The organism is Nocardia blacklockiae, from assembly GCF_015477355.1.
Classification (GTDB): domain Bacteria; phylum Actinomycetota; class Actinomycetes; order Mycobacteriales; family Mycobacteriaceae; genus Nocardia; species Nocardia blacklockiae.
This window is the reverse complement of sequence record NZ_JADLRJ010000005.1, coordinates 434,194-457,985: the sequence shown is the minus strand read 5'-3', so window position 1 is coordinate 457,985 and position 23,792 is coordinate 434,194. Positions and strand designations below refer to the sequence as shown.

General features: G+C 66.8%; 24 protein-coding genes and 1 tRNA gene. 9 read left to right on the top strand and 16 right to left on the bottom strand.

Features of this window, described 5'->3' with window-relative positions; all coding sequences use genetic code 11:
- Positions 1 to 37: 37 nt before the first annotated feature.
- Positions 38 to 634 (bottom strand): TetR/AcrR family transcriptional regulator, encoded by a 597-nt coding sequence (locus IU476_RS18415; protein WP_195101678.1) that lies wholly within the window; start codon positions 632 to 634, stop codon positions 38 to 40.
- A gap of 21 nt (positions 635 to 655) precedes the next feature.
- Here IU476_RS18415 and IU476_RS18410 point away from each other — a divergent pair, with 21 nt between their 5' ends.
- Complete coding sequence (locus IU476_RS18410; protein ID WP_195101676.1) at positions 656 to 1,039, top strand: hypothetical protein; 384 nt, start codon at positions 656 to 658, stop codon at positions 1,037 to 1,039.
- A 60-nt stretch (positions 1,040 to 1,099) separates the two neighbouring features.
- On the opposite strand, the gene IU476_RS18405 is transcribed toward IU476_RS18410, so the two are convergent.
- From IU476_RS18405 to IU476_RS18370, 8 genes are all read right to left on the bottom strand, one after another.
- Positions 1,100 to 1,624, bottom strand: a complete 525-nt coding sequence (locus IU476_RS18405; protein ID WP_195101674.1) for a hypothetical protein — start codon at positions 1,622 to 1,624, stop codon at positions 1,100 to 1,102.
- Positions 1,625 to 1,742: 118 nt separating this feature from the next.
- Positions 1,743 to 2,591 carry an SDR family oxidoreductase gene (locus tag IU476_RS18400; RefSeq protein WP_195101672.1) on the bottom strand — a complete coding sequence of 283 codons (849 nt, stop codon included), beginning with the start codon at positions 2,589 to 2,591 and terminating at the stop codon, positions 1,743 to 1,745.
- Positions 2,592 to 2,787: 196 nt separating this feature from the next.
- Complete coding sequence (gene rsgA / locus IU476_RS18395; RefSeq protein WP_195101670.1) at positions 2,788 to 3,831, bottom strand: ribosome small subunit-dependent GTPase A; 1,044 nt, start codon at positions 3,829 to 3,831, stop codon at positions 2,788 to 2,790.
- 237 nt (positions 3,832 to 4,068) lie between these two features.
- Positions 4,069 to 5,124, bottom strand: a complete 1,056-nt coding sequence (locus tag IU476_RS18390) for a hypothetical protein (protein WP_195101668.1) — start codon at positions 5,122 to 5,124, stop codon at positions 4,069 to 4,071.
- A 30-nt stretch (positions 5,125 to 5,154) separates the two neighbouring features.
- A complete protein-coding gene (glfT1, locus tag IU476_RS18385) occupies positions 5,155 to 6,096 on the bottom strand; it encodes a galactofuranosyltransferase GlfT1 (RefSeq protein WP_195101666.1) in 942 nt (313 codons plus the stop codon).
- On the bottom strand, positions 6,093 to 6,911 hold the full coding sequence (gene wzt / locus IU476_RS18380) for a galactan export ABC transporter ATP-binding subunit Wzt/RfbE (protein WP_195101665.1): 819 nt from the start codon (positions 6,909 to 6,911) through the stop codon (positions 6,093 to 6,095). The genes glfT1 and wzt overlap by 4 nt, the downstream gene beginning before the upstream one ends.
- Positions 6,912 to 6,918: 7 nt before the next feature.
- On the bottom strand, positions 6,919 to 7,812 hold the full coding sequence (gene wzm, locus IU476_RS18375; protein WP_438944028.1) for a galactan export ABC transporter permease subunit Wzm/RfbD: 894 nt from the start codon (positions 7,810 to 7,812) through the stop codon (positions 6,919 to 6,921).
- 82 nt (positions 7,813 to 7,894) lie between these two features.
- A complete protein-coding gene (locus tag IU476_RS18370) occupies positions 7,895 to 8,470 on the bottom strand; it encodes a bacterial proteasome activator family protein (RefSeq protein ID WP_195101664.1) in 576 nt (191 codons plus the stop codon).
- A gap of 235 nt (positions 8,471 to 8,705) precedes the next feature.
- Here IU476_RS18370 and IU476_RS18365 point away from each other — a divergent pair, with 235 nt between their 5' ends.
- On the top strand, positions 8,706 to 9,908 hold the full coding sequence (locus IU476_RS18365) for a cysteine desulfurase-like protein (RefSeq protein ID WP_195101663.1): 1,203 nt from the start codon (positions 8,706 to 8,708) through the stop codon (positions 9,906 to 9,908).
- 4 nt (positions 9,909 to 9,912) lie between these two features.
- Here IU476_RS18365 and IU476_RS18360 read toward each other — a convergent pair whose 3' ends face one another.
- On the bottom strand, positions 9,913 to 10,902 hold the full coding sequence (locus IU476_RS18360) for an NAD(P)H-quinone oxidoreductase (protein WP_195101662.1): 990 nt from the start codon (positions 10,900 to 10,902) through the stop codon (positions 9,913 to 9,915).
- An 88-nt stretch (positions 10,903 to 10,990) separates the two neighbouring features.
- On the opposite strand from IU476_RS18360, the gene IU476_RS18355 reads away from it, so the two are divergent.
- From IU476_RS18355 to IU476_RS18335, 5 genes are all read left to right on the top strand, one after another.
- Positions 10,991 to 12,166, top strand: coding sequence for an alpha-hydroxy-acid oxidizing protein (locus IU476_RS18355; protein WP_195101661.1), 1,176 nt, complete (start codon positions 10,991 to 10,993; stop codon positions 12,164 to 12,166).
- A 41-nt stretch (positions 12,167 to 12,207) separates the two neighbouring features.
- Positions 12,208 to 12,702, top strand: coding sequence for a MarR family winged helix-turn-helix transcriptional regulator (locus IU476_RS18350; protein ID WP_195101660.1), 495 nt, complete (start codon positions 12,208 to 12,210; stop codon positions 12,700 to 12,702).
- A 166-nt stretch (positions 12,703 to 12,868) separates the two neighbouring features.
- Complete coding sequence (locus tag IU476_RS18345) at positions 12,869 to 13,483, top strand: TetR/AcrR family transcriptional regulator (protein ID WP_324194116.1); 615 nt, start codon at positions 12,869 to 12,871, stop codon at positions 13,481 to 13,483.
- The gene (locus IU476_RS18340; protein WP_195101656.1) at positions 13,480 to 14,283 is read left to right on the top strand and encodes an SDR family oxidoreductase; all 804 of its coding nucleotides are present in this window, start codon (positions 13,480 to 13,482) and stop codon (positions 14,281 to 14,283) included. The genes IU476_RS18345 and IU476_RS18340 overlap by 4 nt, the downstream gene beginning before the upstream one ends.
- Before the next feature lie 235 nt (positions 14,284 to 14,518).
- Positions 14,519 to 15,352, top strand: coding sequence for a hypothetical protein (locus IU476_RS18335; RefSeq protein ID WP_195101654.1), 834 nt, complete (start codon positions 14,519 to 14,521; stop codon positions 15,350 to 15,352).
- Positions 15,353 to 15,763: 411 nt separating this feature from the next.
- On the opposite strand, the gene IU476_RS18330 is transcribed toward IU476_RS18335, so the two are convergent.
- The 5 genes from IU476_RS18330 to IU476_RS18310 all read right to left on the bottom strand — a co-directional run bounded on the left by IU476_RS18330 (position 15,764) and on the right by IU476_RS18310 (position 20,325).
- Positions 15,764 to 16,495 (bottom strand): hypothetical protein, encoded by a 732-nt coding sequence (locus IU476_RS18330; protein WP_195101652.1) that lies wholly within the window; start codon positions 16,493 to 16,495, stop codon positions 15,764 to 15,766.
- A gap of 355 nt (positions 16,496 to 16,850) precedes the next feature.
- Positions 16,851 to 17,771 (bottom strand): hypothetical protein, encoded by a 921-nt coding sequence (locus tag IU476_RS18325; protein ID WP_195101651.1) that lies wholly within the window; start codon positions 17,769 to 17,771, stop codon positions 16,851 to 16,853.
- 395 nt (positions 17,772 to 18,166) lie between these two features.
- Positions 18,167 to 18,685, bottom strand: coding sequence for a GNAT family N-acetyltransferase (locus IU476_RS18320; protein WP_195101650.1), 519 nt, complete (start codon positions 18,683 to 18,685; stop codon positions 18,167 to 18,169).
- Complete coding sequence (locus IU476_RS18315; protein WP_195101649.1) at positions 18,685 to 19,473, bottom strand: GntR family transcriptional regulator; 789 nt, start codon at positions 19,471 to 19,473, stop codon at positions 18,685 to 18,687. The genes IU476_RS18320 and IU476_RS18315 overlap by 1 nt, the downstream gene beginning before the upstream one ends.
- A 767-nt stretch (positions 19,474 to 20,240) precedes the next feature.
- A tRNA-Ser gene (locus IU476_RS18310) sits at positions 20,241 to 20,325 on the bottom strand.
- Positions 20,326 to 20,462: 137 nt separating this feature from the next.
- Between IU476_RS18310 and nicT the strand changes: the two genes are divergently transcribed.
- Together nicT and IU476_RS18300 are read left to right on the top strand one after the other, a co-directional pair.
- Positions 20,463 to 21,512 (top strand): Nickel transporter NicT, encoded by a 1,050-nt coding sequence (nicT, locus tag IU476_RS18305; RefSeq protein ID WP_500048428.1) that lies wholly within the window; start codon positions 20,463 to 20,465, stop codon positions 21,510 to 21,512.
- Between the two features lie 103 nt (positions 21,513 to 21,615).
- A complete protein-coding gene (locus IU476_RS18300; protein ID WP_195101648.1) occupies positions 21,616 to 22,680 on the top strand; it encodes an alpha/beta hydrolase in 1,065 nt (354 codons plus the stop codon).
- Positions 22,681 to 22,685: 5 nt separating this feature from the next.
- Here IU476_RS18300 and hisC read toward each other — a convergent pair whose 3' ends face one another.
- Entirely contained in the window at positions 22,686 to 23,762 is a 1,077-nt protein-coding gene (hisC, locus tag IU476_RS18295) for a histidinol-phosphate transaminase (protein ID WP_195101647.1), read from the bottom strand.
- Positions 23,763 to 23,792 lie beyond the last annotated feature (30 nt).

The window sequence follows — 23,792 nt, the reverse complement described above, 5'->3', positions numbered from 1 at the left end:
TGACGGGGGATTTCCTACGCAACGGGCCGGTGGGTGCCTAACCGTTCGGCTTCGGCGCGAGCAGGGTGCGGGCGGCTTCTGCGACGTCGGTTTCCAGCCAGTCGGGGAGGTCGGCGTGGCGGGCGTGGCGGCGCAGGGTGGCGCCGGGTAGGTCGACGACGGCGCGGGTGAGGCGGTCGATCGAGCGCGGGTCGTCGGCGCCGAACAGGTCGCGGGACAGGCGTCGCATGTGCTCGATCAACGGAGCGTTCATGCGCGCCAGGCGTTCTCGTAACTCGGTCTCCGGCTCGCCGTCGAGCAGGTCGCCCGGCCGCAGGTGCAGGAGCAGTTTGGCGTCGTCGGGCAGGGCGCGCGCGAATTCGATGGTGGCGACGGCCATTCCGGCCGCCGCCTCCAGCGCGTCCGGGTGCTCGGCGGCCGCGAGCGCCCGGGTCTGGAACCGCTCCAATGCCCGGATCCAGGTCGCGACGAGCACGCCGTTGCGATTGTCGAACCGGTGGTACAGCGTCCCCACGGGCGCACCGCTCGCGGCGGCGATGGCGGCGACGCTGGCCGCGCGGGGACCGTCGCGCAGCACCAGCGTGCGCGCCGCGTCGAGGATCACGTCGGTGTCGTGCTTGCGGGGTGGCGCCATGTACTAGTACGTTCCTTCTATATGGAGCGTTTGCCCTATATCGACCAGCATTCCAGAACGATCACCGCCGATCCGGAACACACCTGGGCCGCGCTGCTGCGGTCGCAGTGCTCGGATCCGACCGATCCCAGCACCGTACCCAGGGGTTTCGTCCTCGACGCGGCGGACCCGCCGCGTCGGCTGGCCCTGCGCGGCGAGCACCCCTTCTCACGGTATTCGCTGGTCTTCTCGCTGTCGGAAGCCCCGTCCGGCGGTACCACCCTGACCGCCGAAACTCGCGCCGTCTTTCCGGGCCGGGCCGGGCGCGTCTACCAGGCGCTGGTCATCGGGAGCGGCGGCCATCGACTGATCGTGCGTCACCTGCTGCGCCGCATAGCGGCGTCGGCCGAGCGCGCGCGAGCATGAGCCCGAGCCGGCGACGAGGGATGCCGCCGGCCCGGAATCAGGCGGCCCGAGCCGCCGCGCTCAGCGCCCCGCCGAGCCGGAGGCCGGGGGCGGCGGGCTGTTGTCGACCACCGCGCTTCGGTATTCGATGCTGAGCACGTGGTTGGGGAGGGTGCGGCCGGGCCGGAAGACCGGCGGCTGCCGCTCCCAGCCGCCCGGTTCGAACACCGGCGGGTGATGCTCGATCTTGCCGTCCGGACCGATCGTCGGCGGCTGATGCTTCCAAGTGCCCGGCACGAAGCGCGGGGGCTGGTCCTCCCACGTCCCCGGCTCGACCGTCGGTGCGCAGTCGACATTTACGCGCGCGGCCTCGACCCGCGGCGCGATGTACCTCGTGAACCGCATCGACGTGTGGTCCGAGCACCACGCGACGCCCTCGACCCGGTAGGTGTCGTCGGTGTCGTTGCGGCAGGTGAACCCGTCGCACGAGACACCCGGGGCCAATTCCTGGGCCGCCGCCGCGGGTGCCAGGAGTCCCATCGCGCCCGCGAACACGGCGGCGATGCCGAGTCCCGCTGTCAACCGCTCACCCATATGCGTCTTCACTCCGTTCTCCAGCCCGACCCGAAATCCAATATACCGACGAATCGGACAGGGGCCTTGTGCCGCAAAAACGGTGTGAGCGGCCATTTCCCGGGGTGTAGCGCCGCTCCGCGGCGTCGGCTCAGAGGAACAGGTCGGTGGTCAGCGGCTCGTCGCCCGGGACCACGCGGTACTTGTCGAGATCGGTGATCCCGTGTGCCGCAAGGACTTCGTCGTCGAGGAAGAAGTTGCCGGTGGTGTCCTTGGCCGGCGAGGTGAGGACCAGGTACGCGGAGTCGGCGTAGATGTCGGGGGTGCGCGAGGTCCGCACCATCTCCTCGCCGCCGAGCAGGTTCTTGACCGCCGCCGTGGCGATGGTGGTGCGCGGCCACAGCGAGTTCACGCCGATGCCGTACTTGCGCAGCTCCTCGGCCAAACCCAGAGTGGTGAGCGACATTCCGTACTTCGCGATGGTGTAGCCCAGTGACTGGCCCGCCCACTTGGGGTCCAGGTTCAGCGGCGGCGACAGGGTCAGGATGTGCGGGTTGCGACCGGCCTGCGCGGACTCCTTCAGCGCCGGAATGCTCAATTTGGACAGCAGGAAACTGCCGCGGCAGTTGATGTCCTGCATCAGGTCGTACTTCTTCATCGACAGTGTCTCGGTCGGCGACAGGTCGATCGCCGAGGCGTTGTTGACCACGATGTCGATGCCGCCGAAGCGCCCGATGGTCTGCTGCACGGCCTGGGCTACGGCCTCGTCGTCGCGCACGTCGCCGACGAACTTCAGCACGGTGCCGCCGGCCTGCTCGAGCTCCGCGGCGGCCGTGTGGATGGTGCCGGGCAACTTCGGGTGCGGCTGGTCGGTCTTCGCGATCAGGGTGATGTTGGCCCCGTCGGCCGCGGCTCGCTTGGCGATCTCCAGCCCGATGCCGCGGCTGCCGCCCGACATGATCAGGGTCCGGCCCGCCAGCGGCCTGCCTGCTTCGGTCATTCGCCTGCTCCAATCTGTCGCGCCCCCGACTCGATGATCTCGAGTGGACGACTGCCGGGGAAGGGATCCCCCGATTCGGAGATTAAGCGAGCGCCTATCACTATGCAACTAGTTGCATAGTGAGCGACTGTGACGTTCCGCACGGTGCCGGGCACGCCGAGACGGTCGGCGCGGGGCTGCGCCGACCGTCCGAGCGCTAGTTCGAGTTCCGCTTGCGGTACTCCCAGCGCTGCGACCGCTCGACGGTCTTCCAGGCGCGCACGCGCTCGGCTCGCAGCCGGGCGTCGGTGCGGGAGGCCAGCCACTCGTTCTCGCGCTGCAACTTCAGATAGCTGTCGAAGCGGCGGCGGGGGAGCGCACCGGATTCGAGGGCGGCCCGCACCGCGCAGCCGGGCTCGTTGCGATGCGAGCAATCGCCGAAACGGCAGTCGGCGGCGAGGGTTTCGATGTCGCTGAAGGTGCGGCCCAGCCCTGCCGCGGCATCCCACAGGCCGACCGAACGCAGTCCGGGCGTGTCGATGAGGGTGCCGCCGCCGGGCAGCGGCCGCAGCTCGCGATGCACGGTGGTGTGCCGGCCGCGCTTGTCCGCGGCGCGAACCTCATTGGTGGCGAACACTTCCGCGCCCAGCAGGGCATTGGCCAGCGTCGACTTGCCCGCACCGGACGGGCCGATCAGCGCGACCGTGCCGTCCAGCACGGCGGTCAGCACATCCATGCCGAGGCCCGTCGTGGCGCTGACGGCCAGCGTCGTCGCTCCCGGCGCGACCGCGCGCACCGCGTCGAGCGGAACATCCACGGCCAGATCGGTTTTCGTGAGCACCACCACCGGCTGCGCGCCGGATTCCCACGCCAGCGCCAGCATGCGCTCGATCCGGCCGAGGTCGACGTCGCCGTCGGCGGCCGAGCACACCAGCACCGTGTCGACGTTCGCGGCCAGTACCTGGGCCTCCGAACGTCCGGAGACCGCGGCGCGCACGATGGCCGTGCGCCGGGGAAACAGGCGCCGCACGGTGAGTTCGGTGTCCAATGCGATCCAATCGCCGGTACACAGGCCGTTGACGTTGGTATCCGCCCGCGGGCAGCGCGCACGCGCGAGCCCTTCGGGTGTCGCGACGTCGCACTCGCTGCGATCCATGCGGATCACGCGGGCCGGGACCCAGCCGGTGTCGAGCAGCCGTGAGTACGCGGCGGAAACGGCCGTATTCCAGCCGTAGGGAATGAGTCGGTCGTAATCGACCATGAGGGAGAGTCGTCCTTCGTCGGGCACCGGGCCCGGCGTGGGCTCAGTGCATCGGGGAGAGGGTGAAAGCGCATGCGGCGGTGCGGTTACCGAGAACCGGCCGCTGCCCGACCGCGACAATCCGATGAGTGACGTTCACGCTTTCACCTCCTCGACCCTTTCGACGTGGCGTCCGTGGTGGACGGGTACAACGATGACAGGCGCCCCGGGCGGGGCGCAACCTATTTTCCGTGCGGTCTACATCGCCGCGATCAGCACGATGTTGAGCAGGATGATCAGCGCGACGAACGCCCACATCACATAGATGAACACGATGCCGGGCGTGGACTGCGGCACCGGCCCGATCGCCCCGCGGATGAACGCGATCGCGGGGGAGCGGTAGTAGACCCGCGTGCTCATCCCCTCGGCCACCGGCACCACGGCGTCGGCCGGGCCCATGTCGAACATCCAGCGCGTGGCGACCCGGACGTGATGCTGGCCGGGGCCGATCGGAATGTGCGTGGCGCCCCAGCGCGCGCCAGGCACCTGCTGCCCGTTCACCAGGATCTTCGGGCCGGTCAGCGCGAGCAGGAAGGCCATCGGGAAATACGAGCTGTCGACCACGATCCCGGGCGGCCCCGGCTCGGGCTGGAACGGCTGCTGGCCGGGCGCGGGGTACTGCCCCTGCGGCGCACCGTAATTGGCCGCACCGTACGGATTCGGCTGCCCGCCATAGGGATTGGCCGGAAACGGCTGCCCCGGAGCCCCGTAACCCGCGGGCGCACCATACGGCTGCGGCGGATACCCCGGCTGCTGCGGTGCACCGTACCCGGGGTGCGGATACGACCCGCCGTACTGCTGCGGAGCGCCGGGCTGCGGCGAGGCGAGGTTGTTCGGTTGCGCCGCACCGTATCCCGGCTGCGGGAACTGCGGCGACGAAGCACTGTTCGGCTGCCCGGCACCATATCCCGGCTGAGGGTAAGCGCTGTTGGGCTGTGGTGCACCGTACCCGGGCTGCTGAAGGTGCGGCGAGGACGCGCTGTTGGGCTGTGGCGCACCGTATCCGGGCTGCTGGAGGTGCGGCGAGGATGCGCTGTTGGGCTGCGCCGCACCGTGACCCGGCTGCGGCAGCTGTGGCGACGAGGCGCTGTGCGGTTGTTGCGGGAGCTGCGGGGCGGAGGTGCTGTGCGGTTGCGGCGCGCCGTACGCGCCGGCTCCGTTCTGCGGCTGGGGAACTCCGGGATACGGCTGCTGCCCGTTCTGCTGCCAGGGGTGGTGCCCGTTCGGTGGCTGCCCGCCGTAGGGGTTGCTCACAGCCGTACCTCCATACTCGAAAACGCTGATCTAGCCGGGTTTGTGGAACTGCTCGCGCCGCCCCAGGCGTCGCAGTCGCAGCCATTCTTTCAGACCGGCCGGATCTTTCTGCTGCACGAGGAAGAACCACGAGAACCGGGCCCATTCCTGCGGCAGCAGTTTGCGCATCCCGGGCTGTGCCATGAGGTAGCCGCGGTTGCGATAGGTGAAGTAGCGCTTGACCGGATCGTCCGGATACTGGGTGTGCATCCGCCCGCCCAGGATCGGCTTGAATTCGGCGGATCCGTTGGGGTGCAGGTACGCCGCCTGCAAACAGGTGCCGAACGGCAGCCCCGAGCGCACCAGCCGCCGGTGGATCTCCACCTCGTCGCCGCGCACGAACAGCCGCAGATCCGGCACGCCGATCACGTCCACGGCCCGCGCGGACAGCAGCGCGCCGTTGAACAGCGAGGCGATGCCGGGCAGGAAGTCCTCGTCGCCGAGTTCGGAGCGCAGCCGCCGCCACACCACGCCGCGCCGCAGGGGGAAGGCGAGCCGGTTCGGATCATCGATGTCGGCCACCACCGGCGACACCTCCGCGAGACCGTGCCGCTGCGCGCAATCCACCAGTGTCGCCAGCACTTCGGGGCCCTCGGGCCGCCCGTCGTCGTCGGCCAGCCACACCCAGTCCGCGCCGAGCGACAGCGCGTGCAGGATGCCGAGCGCGAAACCGCCCGCGCCGCCGAGGTTGTGCTCGGAACCCAGGTAGGTCGACGCCACCGGCTGCTCGCGCACCAGCTCGCCCACCTCGGGCTCGTTGGCGTTGTCCACCACGATCAGGTGGTCGACCGGACGCGTCTGGGTGGCAAGGACTTTCAGCGATTCGGCCAGCAACTCGCGGCGTTTGTGGGTGACGACCACCGCGACGATGCGGTCCCCGCCCGGTGCCGGTTCGGACCGCGCTGGTTCCGCGGCGGCCGCCTGCTCACTCATGTGGGATTCCGCTCCAGTTCCCGTTCTCGTTCCAGCTCGCGCAGAATTTGGGCGACGTGGTCACCGGCATCGGGCCCCTCGTAGGCCCGCACCACTTCCTCGATTCCGCCGCGCATCCGCATCTGCCCGTGATCGATCCAGATCGCGGTGTCGCACAGTTGCGCCAGGAATTCGTTGGAATGGCTGCAAAATACCAGTATCCCGGACCGAGCGACGAGATCGCGCAGGCGATTTCGCGCCTTCTTCATGAATTCGGCGTCGACCGCGCCGATGCCCTCGTCCAGTAGCAGGATCTCAGGGTCGATCGAGGTCACCACGCCCATCGCCAGGCGCACCCGCATACCGGTCGAATAGGTGCGCAGCGGCATGTTGAGATATTCGCCGAGTTCGGTGAACTCCGCGATCTCGTCGACCTTCGCCATCATCTGCTTGCGGGTCTGCCCGAGGAACAGGCCGCGGATGATGATGTTCTCGTAGCCGGAGATCTCCGGGTCCATGCCGACGCCGAGATCGAAGACCGGCGCCACCCGCCCGGTGACGCGCGCGCTGCCCCGGGTGGGCTCGTAGATTCCCGACAACAGGCGCAGCAGTGTCGATTTCCCGGCCCCGTTGTGGCCGACCAGGCCGACCCGGTCGCCCTCCTGGAACGAGACGGTGATGTCGCGCAGCGCCTCGACGACCACCACATCGGACTTGTTGCGTCCGATCGAGCCGCCTGCCTTCCCGAGGAACGCCTTCTTCAACGACCGGGATTTGGCGTCGAAGATCGGAAACTCCACCCAGGCGTTCCGGGTTTCGATACTCACATCGGACATGTCGCCTTCACACCCAGTAGGGAACGCGGGATCGGTACTGCTTGAGGGCCAGCACGGCCGCCACCCAGCCGACGACGGTGAACGCGAGCACCACCAGCCAGCTGCGCAACGCGATCGGGTCGCCCAGCACGGGGGCGCGCACGATCTCGAGATAGTGGAACGTCGGAATCAATTCGACCAGCCGGGCCCGCTCGCTCACCGTGCCGCCCTGCGCGTGCAGCACCTTCGCCGACCACATGACCGGGGTCAGCACGAACAGCATGCGGGTGAGGCTGCCGAGAATGGGCGCGATGTCGCGGTAGCGAGTGCTGAAGATGCCGAACACGATCGACACCCACATCGCGTTGAGGAACAACAGCGCGACCGCCGGGAACACCAGCAGCACAGACCAGTTCAGGTCGCGCCACACGCTGAAGCCGACCAGCATCACCGCGTAGATGACCAGGTTGTGCGCGAAGAACAGGAACTGCCGCCACACCATGCGGTAGATGTGCACGCTCAACGCGGAGGGCAGCTGTTTGATCAGGCCCTCGTTGGCGATGAACACGTCCGCGCCCTCGATGATGCTGGCCTCGATCACGTTCCACACGATGATGCCGACCGTGACGTACGGCAGGTATTCGCGCAGCGGCTGGGCGAGCAGCGTCGCGTACAGCAGGCCGATGGCGGCCGCCTGCACCGCGGTGGAGATGGTGATCCAGAACGGGCCCAGCACCGAGCGGCGGTAGCGCTGCTTGATGTCCTGCCAGCCCAGCGACAGCCATAGTTCACGCTGCGCGAAGCCGTCGCGGAGATCCTTGAACGCACGTCCGAACGACTGCGAATCGGACACTATCGGTACCGAGGCGTCGGCCGGGCTCTCTTCGGCGGTCGCCGGCTCGGCTGGAGCTGCTGCGGGCACAGTGACCGACTGTAGCCGTGCGCGATCCGGCCCGCTGCGTGCGGGCCGCAAACCGCGAACGGCCGCCGGCGGCGAGCGGTGCTCAGAGGTACTGGCCGCTGCCCGTGGCGTGCCCGCCCGGACCGCGCTCGCCCTGGCCCTGCACACCCGGCGGCAGCGCGTGCCGCATTTGCTCGAGCTGCTGACGCGCGGCCATCTGCTGGGCGAACAGCGCGGTTTGGATGCCGTGGAACAGCCCCTCCAGCCAGCCGACCAGCTGGGCCTGGGCGATGCGCAGCTCGGCGTCCGACGGGATGGAGCCCTCGCTGAACGGCAGCGCCAGCCGCTCCAGCTCGTCGCGCAGCTCCGGCGACAGGCCCTGCTCGAGTTCGCGGATCGAGGTCTGGTGGATCTCCTTGAGGCGGGTGCGGCTGGCGTCGTCGAGCGGCGCGGCCCGCACCTCCTCCAGCAGCTGTTTGATCATGGTGCCGATCCGCATGACCTTCGCCGGCTGTTCGACCATGTCGGCCAGCGACTCGTCCTTGCTGTCGGCCTCGGCCTCCGCGCCGGCCTCGGCCGCGAACGGCGCCTCGCCCTGCGCGCTCGCCGGGATGACCAACGGTTTGCCTTCGGGTCCGATCACCACGATGGAATCCGGTGCTCCGTCCGATTGCGTCATGATCTCCATCATGTCTTGTCTCGGCGGGACGCGCTAAGCGGGTGGGTACGCACTGCGGGTATGGGCGTCCGGGGCGGTCAGTATCCTGTGGCGGTCGTGTCCGCCTCGTGTGTGGTTCGGTTTGCGAAAGTCGGTGTGCCATGTCGCGTGATCTGCCAGCCGGTCGCCGCCGCTGCTCGGCGGTAGCCGTCGACACGGTTACCCCGACCAGCCCCCTGCCCTTAGAGTGGCCCACATGACTTACGACGTCGCGCGGGTTCGGGGGTTGATACCGTCCCTGGGCGACGGCTGGATCCATCTCGACCCGCAGGCGGGGATGCTCGTCCCCGATTCGGTATCGCGCGCCGTCTCAACAGGTTTCCGTACCTCCGCGTTCACCCACGGTAATCGCTACAGCGCCACCCGGCGCAGCGGAGCCATTCTGGAGGCCGCTCGCGAGGCGGTTGCCGATCTGGTCGGCGCCGACCCGGCGGGCGTGGTGCTGGGTCCGGACCGCGCGGTGCTGCTGGCCTGGCTGGCCGAGTCACTCAGTTCGCGGCTCGGGCTGGGCACCGGGATCGTGCTGTCGCGTCTGGACGACGAGGCCAACGTCGCGCCGTGGTTGCGCATCGCCAACCGCTATGGCGCCCATGTCCGTTGGGCCGAGGTGGAGATCGAGACGTGCGAGATGCCGGCCTGGCAGTTCGAGGAACTGATCGGGCCCACCGCGCGTCTGGTCGCCTTGACGGCGGCCTCCCCGATCGTGGGTTCCGCACCCGCGGTGCGGGTCGCCGCGGACCGCGTGCACGAGGTCGGCGGCCTGCTCGTGGCCGACTGCTTCGGCGCCGCGCCCTACGCGCTGATCGACATCGACGAACTCAACGCCGACGTGGTGGCGCTGTCCGCGCCCGCGTGGGGCGGCCCGCAGATCGGCGCGCTGGTGTTCCGCGATCCCGCGTTCCTGGACCGGATTCCGTCGATGTCGCTGAATCCCTACGCCAAGGGCGCGGAGCGGCTCGAGGTCGGTCACCACCAGTACGCGCTGCTGGCCGGGCTCACCACCTCCATCGACTATCTGGCCGGACTGGACGAGCAGGCCACCGGCACCCGCCGGGAGCGGCTGGAGATCTCGATAACCTCCCTGCAGGACTACCACGATCAGCTGTTCGAGCACCTGATGGAGGTGCTGGACCGGGTCCCCAATCTGACGGTGATCGGCCGCGCCTCCACCCGCATCCCGACGGTGAGCTTCACCATCGCGGGCATGCAGTCGGAGAAGGTCTCCGCGAAACTGGCCGACCACCGCGTCGGCACCCTCAGCGGCGTGCACGGCGGCAGCCGGCTACTCGACGCCCTCGGCGTCAACGACGAGGGCGGCGCGGTGACCATCGGGTTGGCGCCCTACACAACCAAATTCGAGATCGACCAGCTGGGGCGCGCCCTGGCGACGCTGGACTGAGCTTTCAGACCTCGTCGATGCGCAGGATCACCTTGCCGACGGTTTCCGGGGAGTCCAGCAGGCGGTGTGCCTCGGCGGCCTGGGTCGCGGGGAGTTCGGCGCTGACCACCGGGGCGACCGTGCCGTCGGCGACCAGCGGCCACAGCTGACGGCGAAGTTCGGCGATGATCTCGGCCTTGCCGGACCGTCCGGTCGCGGGGCGGCCGCGCAGGCCCGTGGCGTGCACGGTGCCGCGTTTGCGCAGCAGCTTCGAGATGTCGAATTCGGCGCGCGTCCCGCCCTGCATGCCGATGACGCACAGCTGCCCGTCGTCGGCGAGCGCCTCGACATTGCGGTTCAGATAGGCCGCGCCCATATTGTCGAGAATGACGTCCGCGCCGCCCGCCTCGCCGACGATCGCCACGAAATCCTCGTCGCGGTAATTGATCAGAATGCTCGCGCCCAATTCCTTGCAGCGATCGAGCTTGCCCTGCGAACCCGCCGTCACCGCCACCCGCGCACCGCGGCTCACGGCCACCTGGATGGCATGGGTGCCGATGCCGCTGCCGCCGCCGTGGATCAGCAGCAGTTGCCCGGCGTGCAGCCCCGCCCGCATCACCAGATTCGACCAGACGGTGGCCGCCACTTCCGGAAGTGCCGCCGCCGCAGCCAGATCCAGCCCCTCCGGCACCGGCAGCACCTGCGTCGCGGCCACCACCACCCGCTGGGCGTAACCGCCGCCGGACAGCAGCGCGCACACCCGATCACCCGGCCGGAAGTCCATGACACCCTCGCCCACCCGAGCGACCACCCCGGACACCTCGAGCCCGACGATCTCGCTGGCCCCGGGCGGCGGCGGATAGAACCCCTGCCGCTGCATCAGGTCCGCGCGGTTCACCCCCGCGGCCACCACATCGATCAGCACCTCACCCGCCGCCGGACCGGCCGGGTCGGGCACCTCGCCCCAACCCAGCACCTCGGGGCCACCGAATCCATCGAGCGTCACGGCATACATACCCGCGACCTTACGACGCCATCCGGCGTCGGCGGGGGATGCGACACTTCACGCACCCTTTGCCCGAACACCTACTAGCGTTCCCGGAATGAGCAGTTTCGCCGACTTCCAGAACGAGATCTATCTGGCCGGGCTCGCCGGTGCCGTTCCCGACCTGCCGATGACGGCGGCGGGCCTGGCCGAGCGGGCGCGGGAGGTGCTGGACCCCAAGGCTTTCGCGTACGTGGCGGGCAGCGCGTCGGCGGAGCGCACGGCCGCGGCGAACGAGAGCGCGTTCGACCGGTACCGGCTGGTCCCGCGGATGTGGCGCGGCGCCAGCGGTCCGGGCGTGCGCGACCTGTCGGTGGAGGTGCTGGGCACCCGGCTGGCCGCGCCGATCCTGACCGCGCCGGTCGGCGTGCTGGAACTGCTGCACGAGCGCGGCGAGACGATCGTCGCGGAGGTGACCCGCGAACTGGGCGTGGGCATGGTGCTGTCGACGGCGGCGTCGACCCCCATCGAGGAGGTGGGCAAGGCGGCCGGTTCCTGGTGGTACCAGCTGTACTGGCCCGCCGACGACGACCTGGCCCGCTCGTTCGTGCAGCGCGCGGCCGAGTCCGGCGCGCAGGCGATCGTGGTCACCGCCGACACCCCGAGTCTGGGCTGGCGCCCGCGCGACCTCGAACTGGCGCACCTGCCGTTCCTGTACGGCAAGGGCATCGCGAACTACCTGTCGGACCCCGTCTTTCGCGCGAAGCTCGCCGCGCCGCCGGAGGAGAGCGAGGAGGCGCTGCGGATGGCGGTGCTGACCTGGGTCGGGCTGTTCGGCAATCACGGCCTGCGTCCCGCCGACATCGCCCGGCTGCGCGAATGGACCGAACTGCCGATCGCGGTGAAGGGCGTACTGCACCCCGACGACGCCCGGCAACTGGTCGACGCCGGCGCCGACGCGGTGGTGGTGAGCAACCACGGCGGCCGCCAGGTCGACGGTTCCATCGCGGCGCTCGATGCCCTGCCGGCCGTCGTCGCGACCGTCGGCGACCGCGCCGACGTGCTGTTCGATTCCGGCATCCGCACCGGCACCGACGTCATGGTCGCGCTGTCGCTGGGCGCGAAGGCCGTGTTCTACGGCCGGCCGTGGGCCTACGGCCTGGGCCTCGCCGGCGCGGACGGGGTGCGGCACGCGCTGCGGCTGCTCCTCGCCGATCTCGATGCGGCGATGGGTCTTTCGGGCTGCCGCGGCGTCGCCGACCTGAGCCGCGCGATGCTGTCGTCCGCGCGCTGACCGGGCGCGGAGGTGCTGTCCGGGCCTAATAGAATGTCCGTATGGCTTTCGAACCGAGCGGTCGAACGGCGCCGGAGCCGAGGTGGCTCAGCTCGGCTCAGCAGCGCGCCTGGCGCGCCTACATGGACGGCGGCCAACGCCTCATGGCCGACCTCAACCGGCAACTCCAGCGCGACAGCGACCTCAGCCTCGCCGAATACCGCATCCTCGTCCTGCTGTCGGAGGCCCCCGACCACTCGCTGCGCATGAGCGACCTGGCCGACGGCGTCCTCTCCTCGAGAAGCCGTCTCACCCACCAGATCCGCCGCATGGAAGCCCAGGGCCTGGTGCGCCGCACCAGCACCGAGGAAGACGGCCGCGGCGTGCGAGCCCACCTCACCGAGGAGGGCCTGCACCGCCTGCAAGCCGCGGCCCCCGGGCACGTGGAGGCGGTCCGGCGCGACTTCATCGATCTCCTCACGCCCGAGCAGATCACGGTGATCGCCGAGGTCTTCGAGTTGGTCGACAAGGAGAACTTCGCCCGCGAAACCCGCTGAACCGGCGGCTGGGGTCGGCGGCCGCCCTCACGTCGGGCTGCTCCTGCGGGGTTCTCGCCGCTATTGATTGCGCCGTTCGGACCTGTCCCCCTCCGCTTTGCCCTGGTTATCACCCGTATGTCTAACTCAATTGCCCATTTGTAAAGTTAGCCGTTAGGCTGTGGGTGTGCATCGGACTCCCGAACCAGCCGCTCGCCGCCGCGACGCCGACCGCACCAAGCGTTGCCTGCTCGACGCCGCGTTCGACGAGTTCTCCGCGCGCGGCTTCGCCGGTGCGCGGGTGAGCGAGATCGCCGCGCGCGCGGGCGTCAACAAGCAACTGATCACGTATTACTTCGGCGGCAAGGCGGGGCTGTATCGAGCGCTGCAACAGCAGTGGCTCGACCGCGAAGCCGAATTCGCCGACCCGGAGCTGCCCCTCGGCGAACTCGTGGTCCGCTACCTGCGGCAGATGCTGGCCGACCCGCGCGGCGTCCGGCTGCTGCTGTGGCGCGGCCTCTCCGACGACGCGCCGGCCCCGCCCTCCGCGGCGGCGGACGACATCGCCGACACCCAGCGCCGCCAGCGCCGCGGCGAGATCGCCGCCGACCTGGACCCGGCCGCCTTCCACCTGGCATTGCAGGGCATGGTCATGGCCCCCGCGCTGCTCCCCGGCGTCGTCGCCGAACTGTTCGAAACAGACGCGCAGTCACCGGAATTCGAGGAGCTCTACGCAGAACAACTGCGCCGCATCCTCACCCACCTCGCAGGACCGAAAACCGCAGAAGGAGAAGACCGATGAGCATCCTGGTCACCGGAGCCCGCGGCAGCGTAGGCCGCACCGTCGTCGAAAAGCTGCTCGCCGCAGGGGAATCCGTGCGCGCGGCCAGCTCCCAACCCGGCGACACGTCCCTTCCGGCGGAGGTGGAGGTGATCGGCCTCGACCTGACCGACCCCGCCGCCATCGACGCCGCCTTGGACGGCGTCGACCGAGTCTTCCTCTACGCCGCCGAGAAGGGCATCGACAATTTCGCCCGCGCCGCGAAATCCGCTGGCATACAACGCATCACCCTCTTGTCGTCGATCGCGGCAGCGGAGCCCGGCAACCCCATCGGCGACCGCCACCTCGCCGCCGAACGCCCCCTCCAATCCGCCGACCTCCCCCTCACCATCCTCCGCCCCGGCGCCTTCGCCACCAACTGGCGCTGGTGGGCCCCGTCGATCAAATCCGAACGCGTTGTCCGCCTACCTTTCCCGGACGTCCACCAGAACTCCATCCACGAGGCCGACATAGCCGACGCAGCCATCACCGCCCTCACCGAGCCAGGCCACGAGGGCCACATCTACCCCCTCACCGGCCCTGAATCCCTCTCCCTCCGCCAAATGGTCGACATCCTCGCCACCGCCCTCGGCGAACCCCTACACCTCGAACACATCACCTACGCCCAAGCATCCGAATTCCTCTACCGCCCCATGCTCGACCTTTGGTCCCAACTCGGCGACACCCCCGCCCCAGTAGGCCCCACCTCCGAATCCGTAACAGGTCGTCCTGCCCGCACTTTCGCCCAGTGGGCCACGGACCACATCGCCGACTTCAAGTAGAGGACGGCCGCCCTCCAGACGCTCCCGCTCCCATACCCAGCCGATCCGCCGGTCCTCACCGACTCATGCGACGATCAGCCACCTGCCCCAGCTCACGACGAGTATGCAAATAGTTGGCTGTAACCCAACGAATTGCATACTCCCGGATGTCGGCGGGCTTGCCTGGGCCATCCCGCATCTGGTGCGGTCTTGGTCGAAGCGAACGTGAACTCAGTTGTCAGGGGAGGATTGGGGGGTGGGTGAGCTCGCGCTGACGGCGGATCGCCGTGAAGAACTGGCCGCACTTCTCGGGGACGAGCAACGTCTGCGGGGTGAGTATCCGAAGGTGGCGGAGTACTTGGACGCTGCGCCGATGCTTCCGGGGACCGGGGACGAGCGGGCGGACGCTGCATTCGATCTGCGGTTCGTGCACTACCTGACCAGCGATAGGTCGGTCAGTGGGAATCCGTACTGGGATGTAGTTGCGCCCTCCGTGTTCGACGACGAAGGTCGGCGGGTCGTGAACGGCGGCCGCCAGAAGGGCAGTGCGCGCCTCGGGTTCGCGCAGACCGTCCTACAGGGGACCTATGCGTATGCGATTCCGTCACCCGAGACGATCGGTTGGGTAGCGGGACTTTGTGAGGGGCACACGGTGGTGGAACTGGGTGCCGGCCGCGGGTATTGGGCGGCCCAGTTGGCCAGTGTCGGCCTGCGAGTCGAGGCCTACGACTCGGAGCCGCCGGACACGACGAACAACCCCTCGTTCCTACACGCAACCGGGCAGTCGGATGTATGGCACAGCGTCGGAGACCTCAACGAGTTCACCTCCCGGTCCTTCCGATCAGATGACGTGCTGCTTCTGTGCTGGCCCCCGGGCTGGGGCAACCCGATGGCATCGGAAGCGGTGACCGCATTCGAGGCCGCAGGCGGCGAGCAACTGGTCTACATCGGCGAGCTGAAGGGCGGCAAGACCGGCGACGACACGTTCTTCGACACACTCGCCGCGCGCTGGGAACTGAAAAGCGAAGACCCCCAGTTCGTTTCGTGGTGGAACCTGGCAGACCGCGCACAGTTGTGGAGCCGAAACTGAGTTAACCTACGGTGGGCGTGGGATTTGAACCCATGGTGGCGTGAACCACGGCGGTTTCAAGCTTGCCGTTCTCGGTGTTTGTCTGGATCAGACTTCGTTGGTGTCAGTGGCAGTATGCGGCTGGCCCGCGCGTCCGTTGTCGGTTTCGTTTGTGATTGTGGGCGATGCTGCGGACCAACTATGGATTAGGCGGTCAGCGCAGAACATCAGTTTCGGAATCAGGGGAATAAGCGCTCAGCGTAACGCCTATGCAGGTCGGCCGATGCCCGGTGAAGGTGCGAATTGACCGCTGTTGATCTGGATGTGTGGCACGGGATGAGGAGGGAGCGGGTGAGGTGTCCAGGCGCACCACACTGCTAGAAGCGTGCATGGGTCTTGATTGCGGATCATCGTTCTTCCAATGGTAGGGTATCAGGGCGCCTTTGATACTTGAGTATCGTCAGTTTTGTCGTCATTGGTGTCTTCGTTAAGAGACGGCGTCAAGATGAGAGCTGGAGGCATTGATTCAAGCTCTCCTTCATTCCGGGACGTTATCGGACGGGCCTTTGTATGGAAACGGGAGGTGACAACAGGGCGACTTGCCATGCGGGCACTATCCTGAGACTGAAATGCCCATACTGGTGGTGCTTCGGGGTTATCCCTGCGCCGGTACTGTTGTGCGCGTGTAGGCATTGACCAAGATTTCTTGATGACCTCTTCGGCCTGCGATCGCGGGACTGAATGACGCCTCCCTAAGCCGTCCACGATGCCAATGAATGTTGGCGAGGTGCACATGTCGAGAAACTCCTTTTGCACCGTCACTTCTATTGAAGTCATAGGCTCAACTACAGTTGCCAACGGATTCGATACTATTTCCGAAATAGAAACAAAAGTATTAGTATCTTCAATAACTATCGCCACGACTTGTATGCCTTGACTTCCTGAGTTTCTAATTGTGAACTTCAACAGTACGTGATCGTCAAATATATCTTCGCCTCGCCTGACTCTTACCGGAGTGCCTTTGGAATCGTCATTGCTCTCGTACAGGAATGAAAGACCGACGCTCAATTTTGGACGAGCGCGACTCCAGCTCGCAAATTGCAACACGGCCAGGAAGGTCGACAGAATGCCACCGTACAAAGCAATCCAGACGGCTGGGGTCATTGCGTTCCTCCCGGGAAAGTGCTCAGGTCAATCTGAGTAAGGATCTCAGCTCGGCGAGTGACGCGCGTGAAGTTCGCTGAACTGGCTGCCCCCTCCGTCTCCCTGGTGCTTGCCATCCACAGTTAAGGCCGGGCGGGTCAGGGATGCCGTAGGCGCCGCGTAGCGGACACGCAAAGGGCCCGTGACTCTTTCGGCGGGAGCGAGACCATCGGGGCCATGTGGGAGTGTGGACCGTATAGCTCGTTCCGACGCTTGTTGGTAGTTGGGTACTCGATCCTGGAGTCGGCGACTTGTCATCGCGCAGCGAGGTCACGCGCCAAGGGGCCAGGAAAGGCCACTATGTCTGTTTGGGCGCTCAGTGACTAGTCGGTGGCGGACGAAATGTCAGTCGTCGTTCACCTTGCGTGGTTTCAGTTGCGACTACGTAGACCGGTTCCCCATCGCTCAGAATTGCTGATCCTGTTGAGTATCCAGTGCCCTGAAGTTCTCCATGCGTGAGCGGAATTTCGCCCACTCGTACGCGAGCTGGTCCGCTGATCTCCGCGAATGTAATTCGGCGAAGGTAGTTCCCTGTCGGCTCTTCTTTCTGGAGGAAAATTTCGACTTTCTCCCCAGTAATAGGATCGGGGAACAGCGGATATTCCACGACGATGGAAAAGTGAGTCTCATCGCCTCGCGCGTTCCGTAAAGAGTCAGACGTGGTCACATCCAGATGCCGAGTGATCTCGTTTGCGTACCACTGGGCAAACGCTAGCGGCTTGCCATCAGCGCTGAAAATGACGTTGTCCGACAGGGCGGCAACAACCTCTTCGGGCTGATCGGCCGTAGCTTCCACACCGAATCTTACACGTTCGGGCGTGAGGTCCATCGCTCCGAAGCCGAGGATGTCAATTTTCCCCACGATGTCGGTACCGAACGAGGGTGGAAGGCTCTCGGGCACCGCGGTTTCAATTCTGCAATACCGGGCCTTTTTGAGAGCTTCCGGCGTGAACCCGGACTCAGAAGCCAGCACCAGGAGGTTGGTTGGGAGTCTGAGGTGTTTGCTGTGCATCTGTTCTACCCACGAGACATCTCGAGGGCGGTTGTGGCTTGAACACTCGATACAGACTCTGACCAGATGGCCCGCAACCATATGCTCGATACAGATGTCTACCTCTCGTTCCGTTCCAGTGTCGATGTCTTGCAGCATTTTCGACTCGGTGACGGTAGCTTCGCCGCGGATGTGCTCGCTGATAGTCGCTACGAGCGTCTGAAACGCGTTGGTTCGTCTCGGCACACGACGACGCTATCGGTATGTGCCGACATATTCGACATGAGTGATCACGGCCGGTTGACCGGGCCGCGGTCGAGCTCGTTTGGGGATCAATTTGCGGGCGGTAAGCCCGGGTACGGCTGGCGTCGTCGTGCCCAGCACTGCCTCGTCCTTGAAGAAGGTGCCCGGATAGGAATGGTCGGCGTTCCGCCATGTCGCCAAAACGGCGCTGAGGCGCCCGACGGACCCTCCTGCCGGAGCTTGCATAGGCCGGCGGTTGCGCGGCGGCGCTCTAGCAGCGACCTTCATACTGTATGGCTGAATTCGGGAGTATGCCGTGGCATCCGTGAGGCGTGGTCGAAAACCGGAAGTGAGAACGCTGACGCTGCTGAGACGCAGTATCGGTCAGCGTTCAGACATCAGTCCGGCTGGCTCGGTGCGACGTATACAGCGGCGGGCTCGGTCTGGTTGTCGCTGTGGGTGTGGGTGACTGTGCCGATTCGCTGGCATCCCATCTTCTCGTAGAGGCGGATTGCGTTGCGGTCCTTGAGCATTACGTCGAACGCTATCGCGAGGCCATGGGCTGTGGCGTATTCGTACGCGGTGGTCATGAGGAGGGTTCCGGCACCAGAGCCGCGGTAGTCGGGGTGAACGAATAGGCGGACCAAGAGAGCTAGCTCGGTGAGGCTGCGTCCTGTGGTCTGGTGCCACAGGTTGGCGGCGTCGTCGTTTTCGCCGGCCTGGGTGAGCGCGATGTGGCCGATGGGCTGATCATCGATGAGGGCGGTCCAGGCCGCGAGTTCCTGCGATGGTGTGAGCCAAGCCTGGGGGTTGGAGACTCCTTCGACTGGATAGCCGTCCTTGGCGTGTACGCGAACGAGCACTTTGGCGAGTTCGGCGAGGTCAGTGGATTCACGCGGACGGACGGCTGGGGTCATCAGTCGTCGACCCGCATCGTGTAGTCGAGGCCCATGTAGTCGGCTCGCATGGTGAACTCCGTGACTTCGAACGGGTGAAGGTTCTGGTCCAAGCCAGTATGCAGGACCACGAGGACCGGTACGCCGTCAGGAAGCATCAAACCGCGTGCTTCCTCGAGGGTTGGCATTCTGGCGGTGACTTCTTCGCGCGTGTAGGTGATGAGGTGTCCCTTGTCCTCGAACCGTGCGTACAGGTCGCCAGGTCCGAGGTCGTCACTGACGGCCAGTACCGAGTCCTTGGCGATCTCCCACGGGATGTACGTGACGCCGATCTGCATCGGTTCCGAGTCGGCGAAGTACCAGTTTTCTCGGCGTACCACGCTCTCGCTGTCAGGATCGACATGTAGACGTTCGGCGATGGGAGGCGGCGGGACCACCCGCCCGATTTCCGTGAGGACGGCGTTCGGAGTGCGTTTCTGTGCCTGAGCCTCTGCGTGGAATGGTGAAATACCAGTCTCGGCTCGGAGCTTCTTGGAATAGCGGCTTTGGCCGAAGCGCATCAAGCGCGGCTTGCTCCGGACGAAAACGCCACGGCCGTGTTTCGCTGTTACCAGACCGGATTCGGCCAACTGGCGGATGGCTTCTCTGGCCGTATTCCGTGCGACTTTATGCGTGGCCGCAAGTTCTCGCTCGGATGGGAGCTTGGCCCCGGGCTGTATTTCGCCGGATTCGATGGCGGTGCGGAGCGCGGCGGCGATTTGCCGACTCGCTGTATTGCTGCCTTGCGGTGTCCTCGGTGGTTGTGTCATGACCCTACCTTACTACTGGCCCAAGCCAGTGTTGAAGCTGGCTCAAGCCAGTGCTACGGTGAGGTGGCTTAAGCCAGATGATGCGACTACGGCAGGAGTGACATGGCCAGATTCGACTGGTGGAGGGAGGCTGAGCCGGACGAGACATCGGCCCAAGCGATCGTGGACCGTGTGCAGGCCGAGTGGCGCGCTGAGCGGGATCATCGGCGCACTGCGGGCGTGCGGTACTGGCCGGACGGGTGGCCCCATGAGGCTCCTGAACATCCACTGAGCGTTGACGAGGCTCACAAGATCATGCAGCGCCATCGGGGATGCAGAGCTGACGAGTGCCCGCGCAAGGATTCGGCTTTGCGGACATTGATCGAGGCAGGGCATGTGAAGCCCGACCCTCGGCGTAGTTACTGAATCCCTTGAATGATCAGCTGATGAGAGGCTGTGTTCATTGGAAATTGATGAATGGAGAGAAATGTATACGCAGTGGGCCATTGTGACATTGGGGGGAAGCTGCGGTGAGCATGGTGGTCCTTGTCCCAATGGTGTGTGGGGTCCGTATGGAAGTCTGTTAGAAGCGCGTACAGCGTCGCGGTTTGTGTCGGCGGGTCATAAGTCGCACGTGGTGCCGTACTGGGTACGTAGGGTTGGACCTGCTGGCTGAACGTCGCGTGGATTCAATGAGTCTCCGCATCTGCGCGGAGACTCATTTCCGCGCTAGCGGCCCTCACGATCAGTGTTGGGAGAACCAAGCGTCGAACACCTTGCTTCACCTGCGGTGGGTGTGGGATTTGAACCCACGGTGGCGTGAACCACGACGGTTTTCAAGACCGTTCCCTTAGGCCGCTCGGGCAACCCACCTTGCTCCGGGCGAGCCGGGGCCTCCTCAGAGTACTGGCGGGGTGGGTGGGGAGGCCAAATCGGTGGTGATCGGGTCGCTGTCCGAGGCGGGGTCGGTACCGTGGAGCAGTTCGTGATCTGTGGAACGGGGTGTCGCGGTGCGCAGTGTGGTGGGGATGGCGGTCGCGGTGGCCGGGTTGCATGTGGTCGGGTGGGGTGTGTTGTTGCTGGTGGTGGTGCCGCAGCATCATCTCGTCGACGGGGCCGTGTTCGGGGTGGGGCTGGGGGTGACGGCGTACACGCTGGGGATGCGGCACGCGTTCGATGCCGATCACATCGCGGCGATCGACAACACCACGCGGAAGTTGGTGGCCGAGAACGGGCGGGCGCGTTCGCAATCGGTGGGGTTCTGGTTCTCGCTGGGGCACTCGTCGGTGGTGTTCGTACTGGTCGGGCTGATCGCGTTGGGAATGCGGGCGATTGCGCGGAACCTCGAGGACTCCGATTCCGGGCTCCAGCAGTGGACGGGTTTGTGGGGAACCAGCGTCTCGGGAACGTTTCTGATTCTGATCGGACTGTTGAATCTGGCGTCGCTGATCGGCATCTGGCGCGTGTTCCGGCGGATGCGCCGCGGCGAGTTCGACGAGGCGCGACTGGAACGGGCGCTCGACTCGCGCGGCGTCCTGAACCGCGTGCTGGCTCCCGCGGTGCGGATGGTGCGCAAGCCCGTGCACATGTACCCGGTCGGACTGCTGTTCGGGCTGGGTTTCGACACCGTCACCGAGGTGGGTCTGCTGGTCATCGCGGGCGGCGCGGCCGCGACCGGACTGCCCTGGTACGCGATTCTGGTCCTGCCCGTGCTGTTCTCGGCCGGCATGTCCCTGCTCGACTCGCTGGACGGCTCGTTCATGAGCTACGCCTACGACTGGGCCTTCGCCCGGCCGGTCCGCAAGATCTACTACAACCTGGTGGTCACCGGCCTGTCGGTCGCGGTGGCGCTGCTGATCGGCGGCCAGGAACTGGTGTCGATCTTCGTGGAGAAGCTGGGTGTCGAGTCGGGAATCGTTGCCTGGATCGGCAATCTGGATCTCGGGCAGCTCGGGTTCATCATCGTCGGACTGTTCGTGCTGACGTGGGTGGTGGCCGTGGCGATCTGGCGATTCACCGGGGTCGAGCGGCGTTGGGGCGGCGATCTCGCGTCGGATTGAGCCCCGCAGGATAACCCGAACCCCTGTGTCGCGGGTCACTTTCCGCGCGACTCCCTCATCGCGCGCTTAGCCGTCGCCCCGGTCCTCTGGCAGGATTGGCGCCATGGTTCGTCGCCGGGTGCGGCGTCGGCTGTCCGGCGCTGCCATCGCCTGTTCCGCACTTCTGCTGGGTGCGGGCGGTTTGGCGGCTCCTGGTGTGGCCGACCCACCGGCGCATCAGCCGCCGGCCGAGTCCGGTTCGGCCGACGGGCCGCAGCCGCGGGCCGAGAGCACGCCGCCCGCCGCGCCGTCCATCGATCGAATCGAGTCCGTCACGGATCGGCTGCTGACCGTGTACGTGAAGTCGCCGTCCATGGGCCGCACGGTGCCGGTGCAGATCCTGCTCCCCGCCGACCGCAGCGCCCCGCGCCCCACTCTCTACATGCTCGACGGCCGCAGCGCGAGCAACGACTACAACAACTGGATCGAACGCGGCAGCGCCCTGCAGTTCTTCGCCGACAAACCCGTCAACGTGGTCTTCACCCTCGGCGGCCCGGCCGGCTACTACACCGACTGGCAGCGCACGGACCCCGTCCTCGGCACCAACAAGTGGGAAACCTTCCTCACCCGCGAACTGCCGCCGCTACTCGACGAGAAGTTCGACGGCAACGGCCGCAACGCCGTCGAGGGCGTGTCGATGGGCGCCGAGGCCGCGATGATGCTGGTCATGCGCAATACCCGGCTGTACTCCGCGGTCGCCGCCCATAGTGGTTGCTACGCCATGGGTTCCGATCTCGGCCAAGCGCAGGCGCGCGCTGTGGTGCGCACCTACGGCGGCGATCCGGACAACATGTTCGGCAAGCAGGACGACCCGGACTGGCTCGCGCACGACGTGATGGTGAACGCGGAAGGCCTGCGCGGCGAGACGATCTACCTGTCCTCGGGCAGCGGGCTGCCGGGAGCGCACGACACGGCGTCCAATCCCGACGCGAACACCTCGGTCCTCTTCGGCGGTCCCCTGGAGGCCGCGGCCAACGCCTGCACGATGGCGCTGGCCGACCGCCTCTCCCGCATGCGAATTCCCGCCGAGGTGAATCTGCACCCGACGGGGACGCACTCTTGGCCTTATTGGGCGGACGAGCTGCCTCGGGCCTGGCCGACGATCGCCAAGGGGCTCGGCATCCGCTGACGCGCTCAGCCCAGGAATCGAGCGGTGGTCTCCGGTGCGGTAGCGAACGCGAGGAACAGATCGTTCTCGTGCGGGTCACCGGCCGTCACCCGCACCCCGTCGACGCCGTAGGGCCGCACGATGATTCCGGCCTCCGCGCTCGCCTCGCCGAATTCCGCGCTGCGCTCGCCGAGCGGCAGCCACACGAAGTTGGCCTCGCTCCGCGGCACGACGTACCCGGCGTCCAACAGCGCCGCCCGCATCCGATCCCGTTCCGCCGCAACGTGTTCGGTACGGTCCAGCAACTCCTCCCGGGCCTCGAGCGACGCGATCGCGGCGGCCTGCGCCAGCCGATTCACGCTGAACGGGATATGCACCTTGAGCAGCGCGGTGATCACCTCCGGGGCGCCGACCGCGTAACCGACCCGCAGCCCCGCCAGCCCGTACGCCTTCGAAAAGGTACGCAGCACAAGCACATTCGACCGGCCACGCCCCATCTCCACGCCGTTGGGATGGTCGTCGGGCAGCCGCAGGTACTCGTAATAGGCCTCGTCGAGCACCACCAGGACGTGCTCGGGCACCGCGTCGAGGAATCGCTCCAGGTCCGCGCGCCCGTAGGCGGTACCCGTGGGATTGTTGGGATTGCAGACGAAGATCAACTTGGTGTGCTCGGTGACGGCCGCGGCCATCGCGTCGAGATCGTGCGCGAACTCCTCGGTCAGCGGCACCTGCACGGCCCGCGCGTTGCCGACCTGGGTCACGATCGGATACGCCTCGAACGAGCGCCACGCGAACAGCACCTCGTCGGTCGCCGCGGCGCAGGTGATCTGCACCAGCTCCTGGCACAGCGCGACGCTCCCGCACCCGATCGCCACGTTCGCGACGTCCACCCCGTGGAATTCCGCGACGGCCGCGCGAAGTTCGCTGGCCATGTTGTCCGGGTACCGGTTGGCGAGTTCGGCCGCCTCCGCGATGGCCTTGGCAACCGTCGGCAGCGGGCCGGGGGTGCTCTCGTTGCTGGCCAGTTTCACCGCGCCGGGACGGCTGCGGCCGGGTGCGTAGGCGGGGATGGACTCGAGGTCCGGACGAATACGAGCGCTCACCCCACTACCCTAGAACCTGCCGGACGAGGT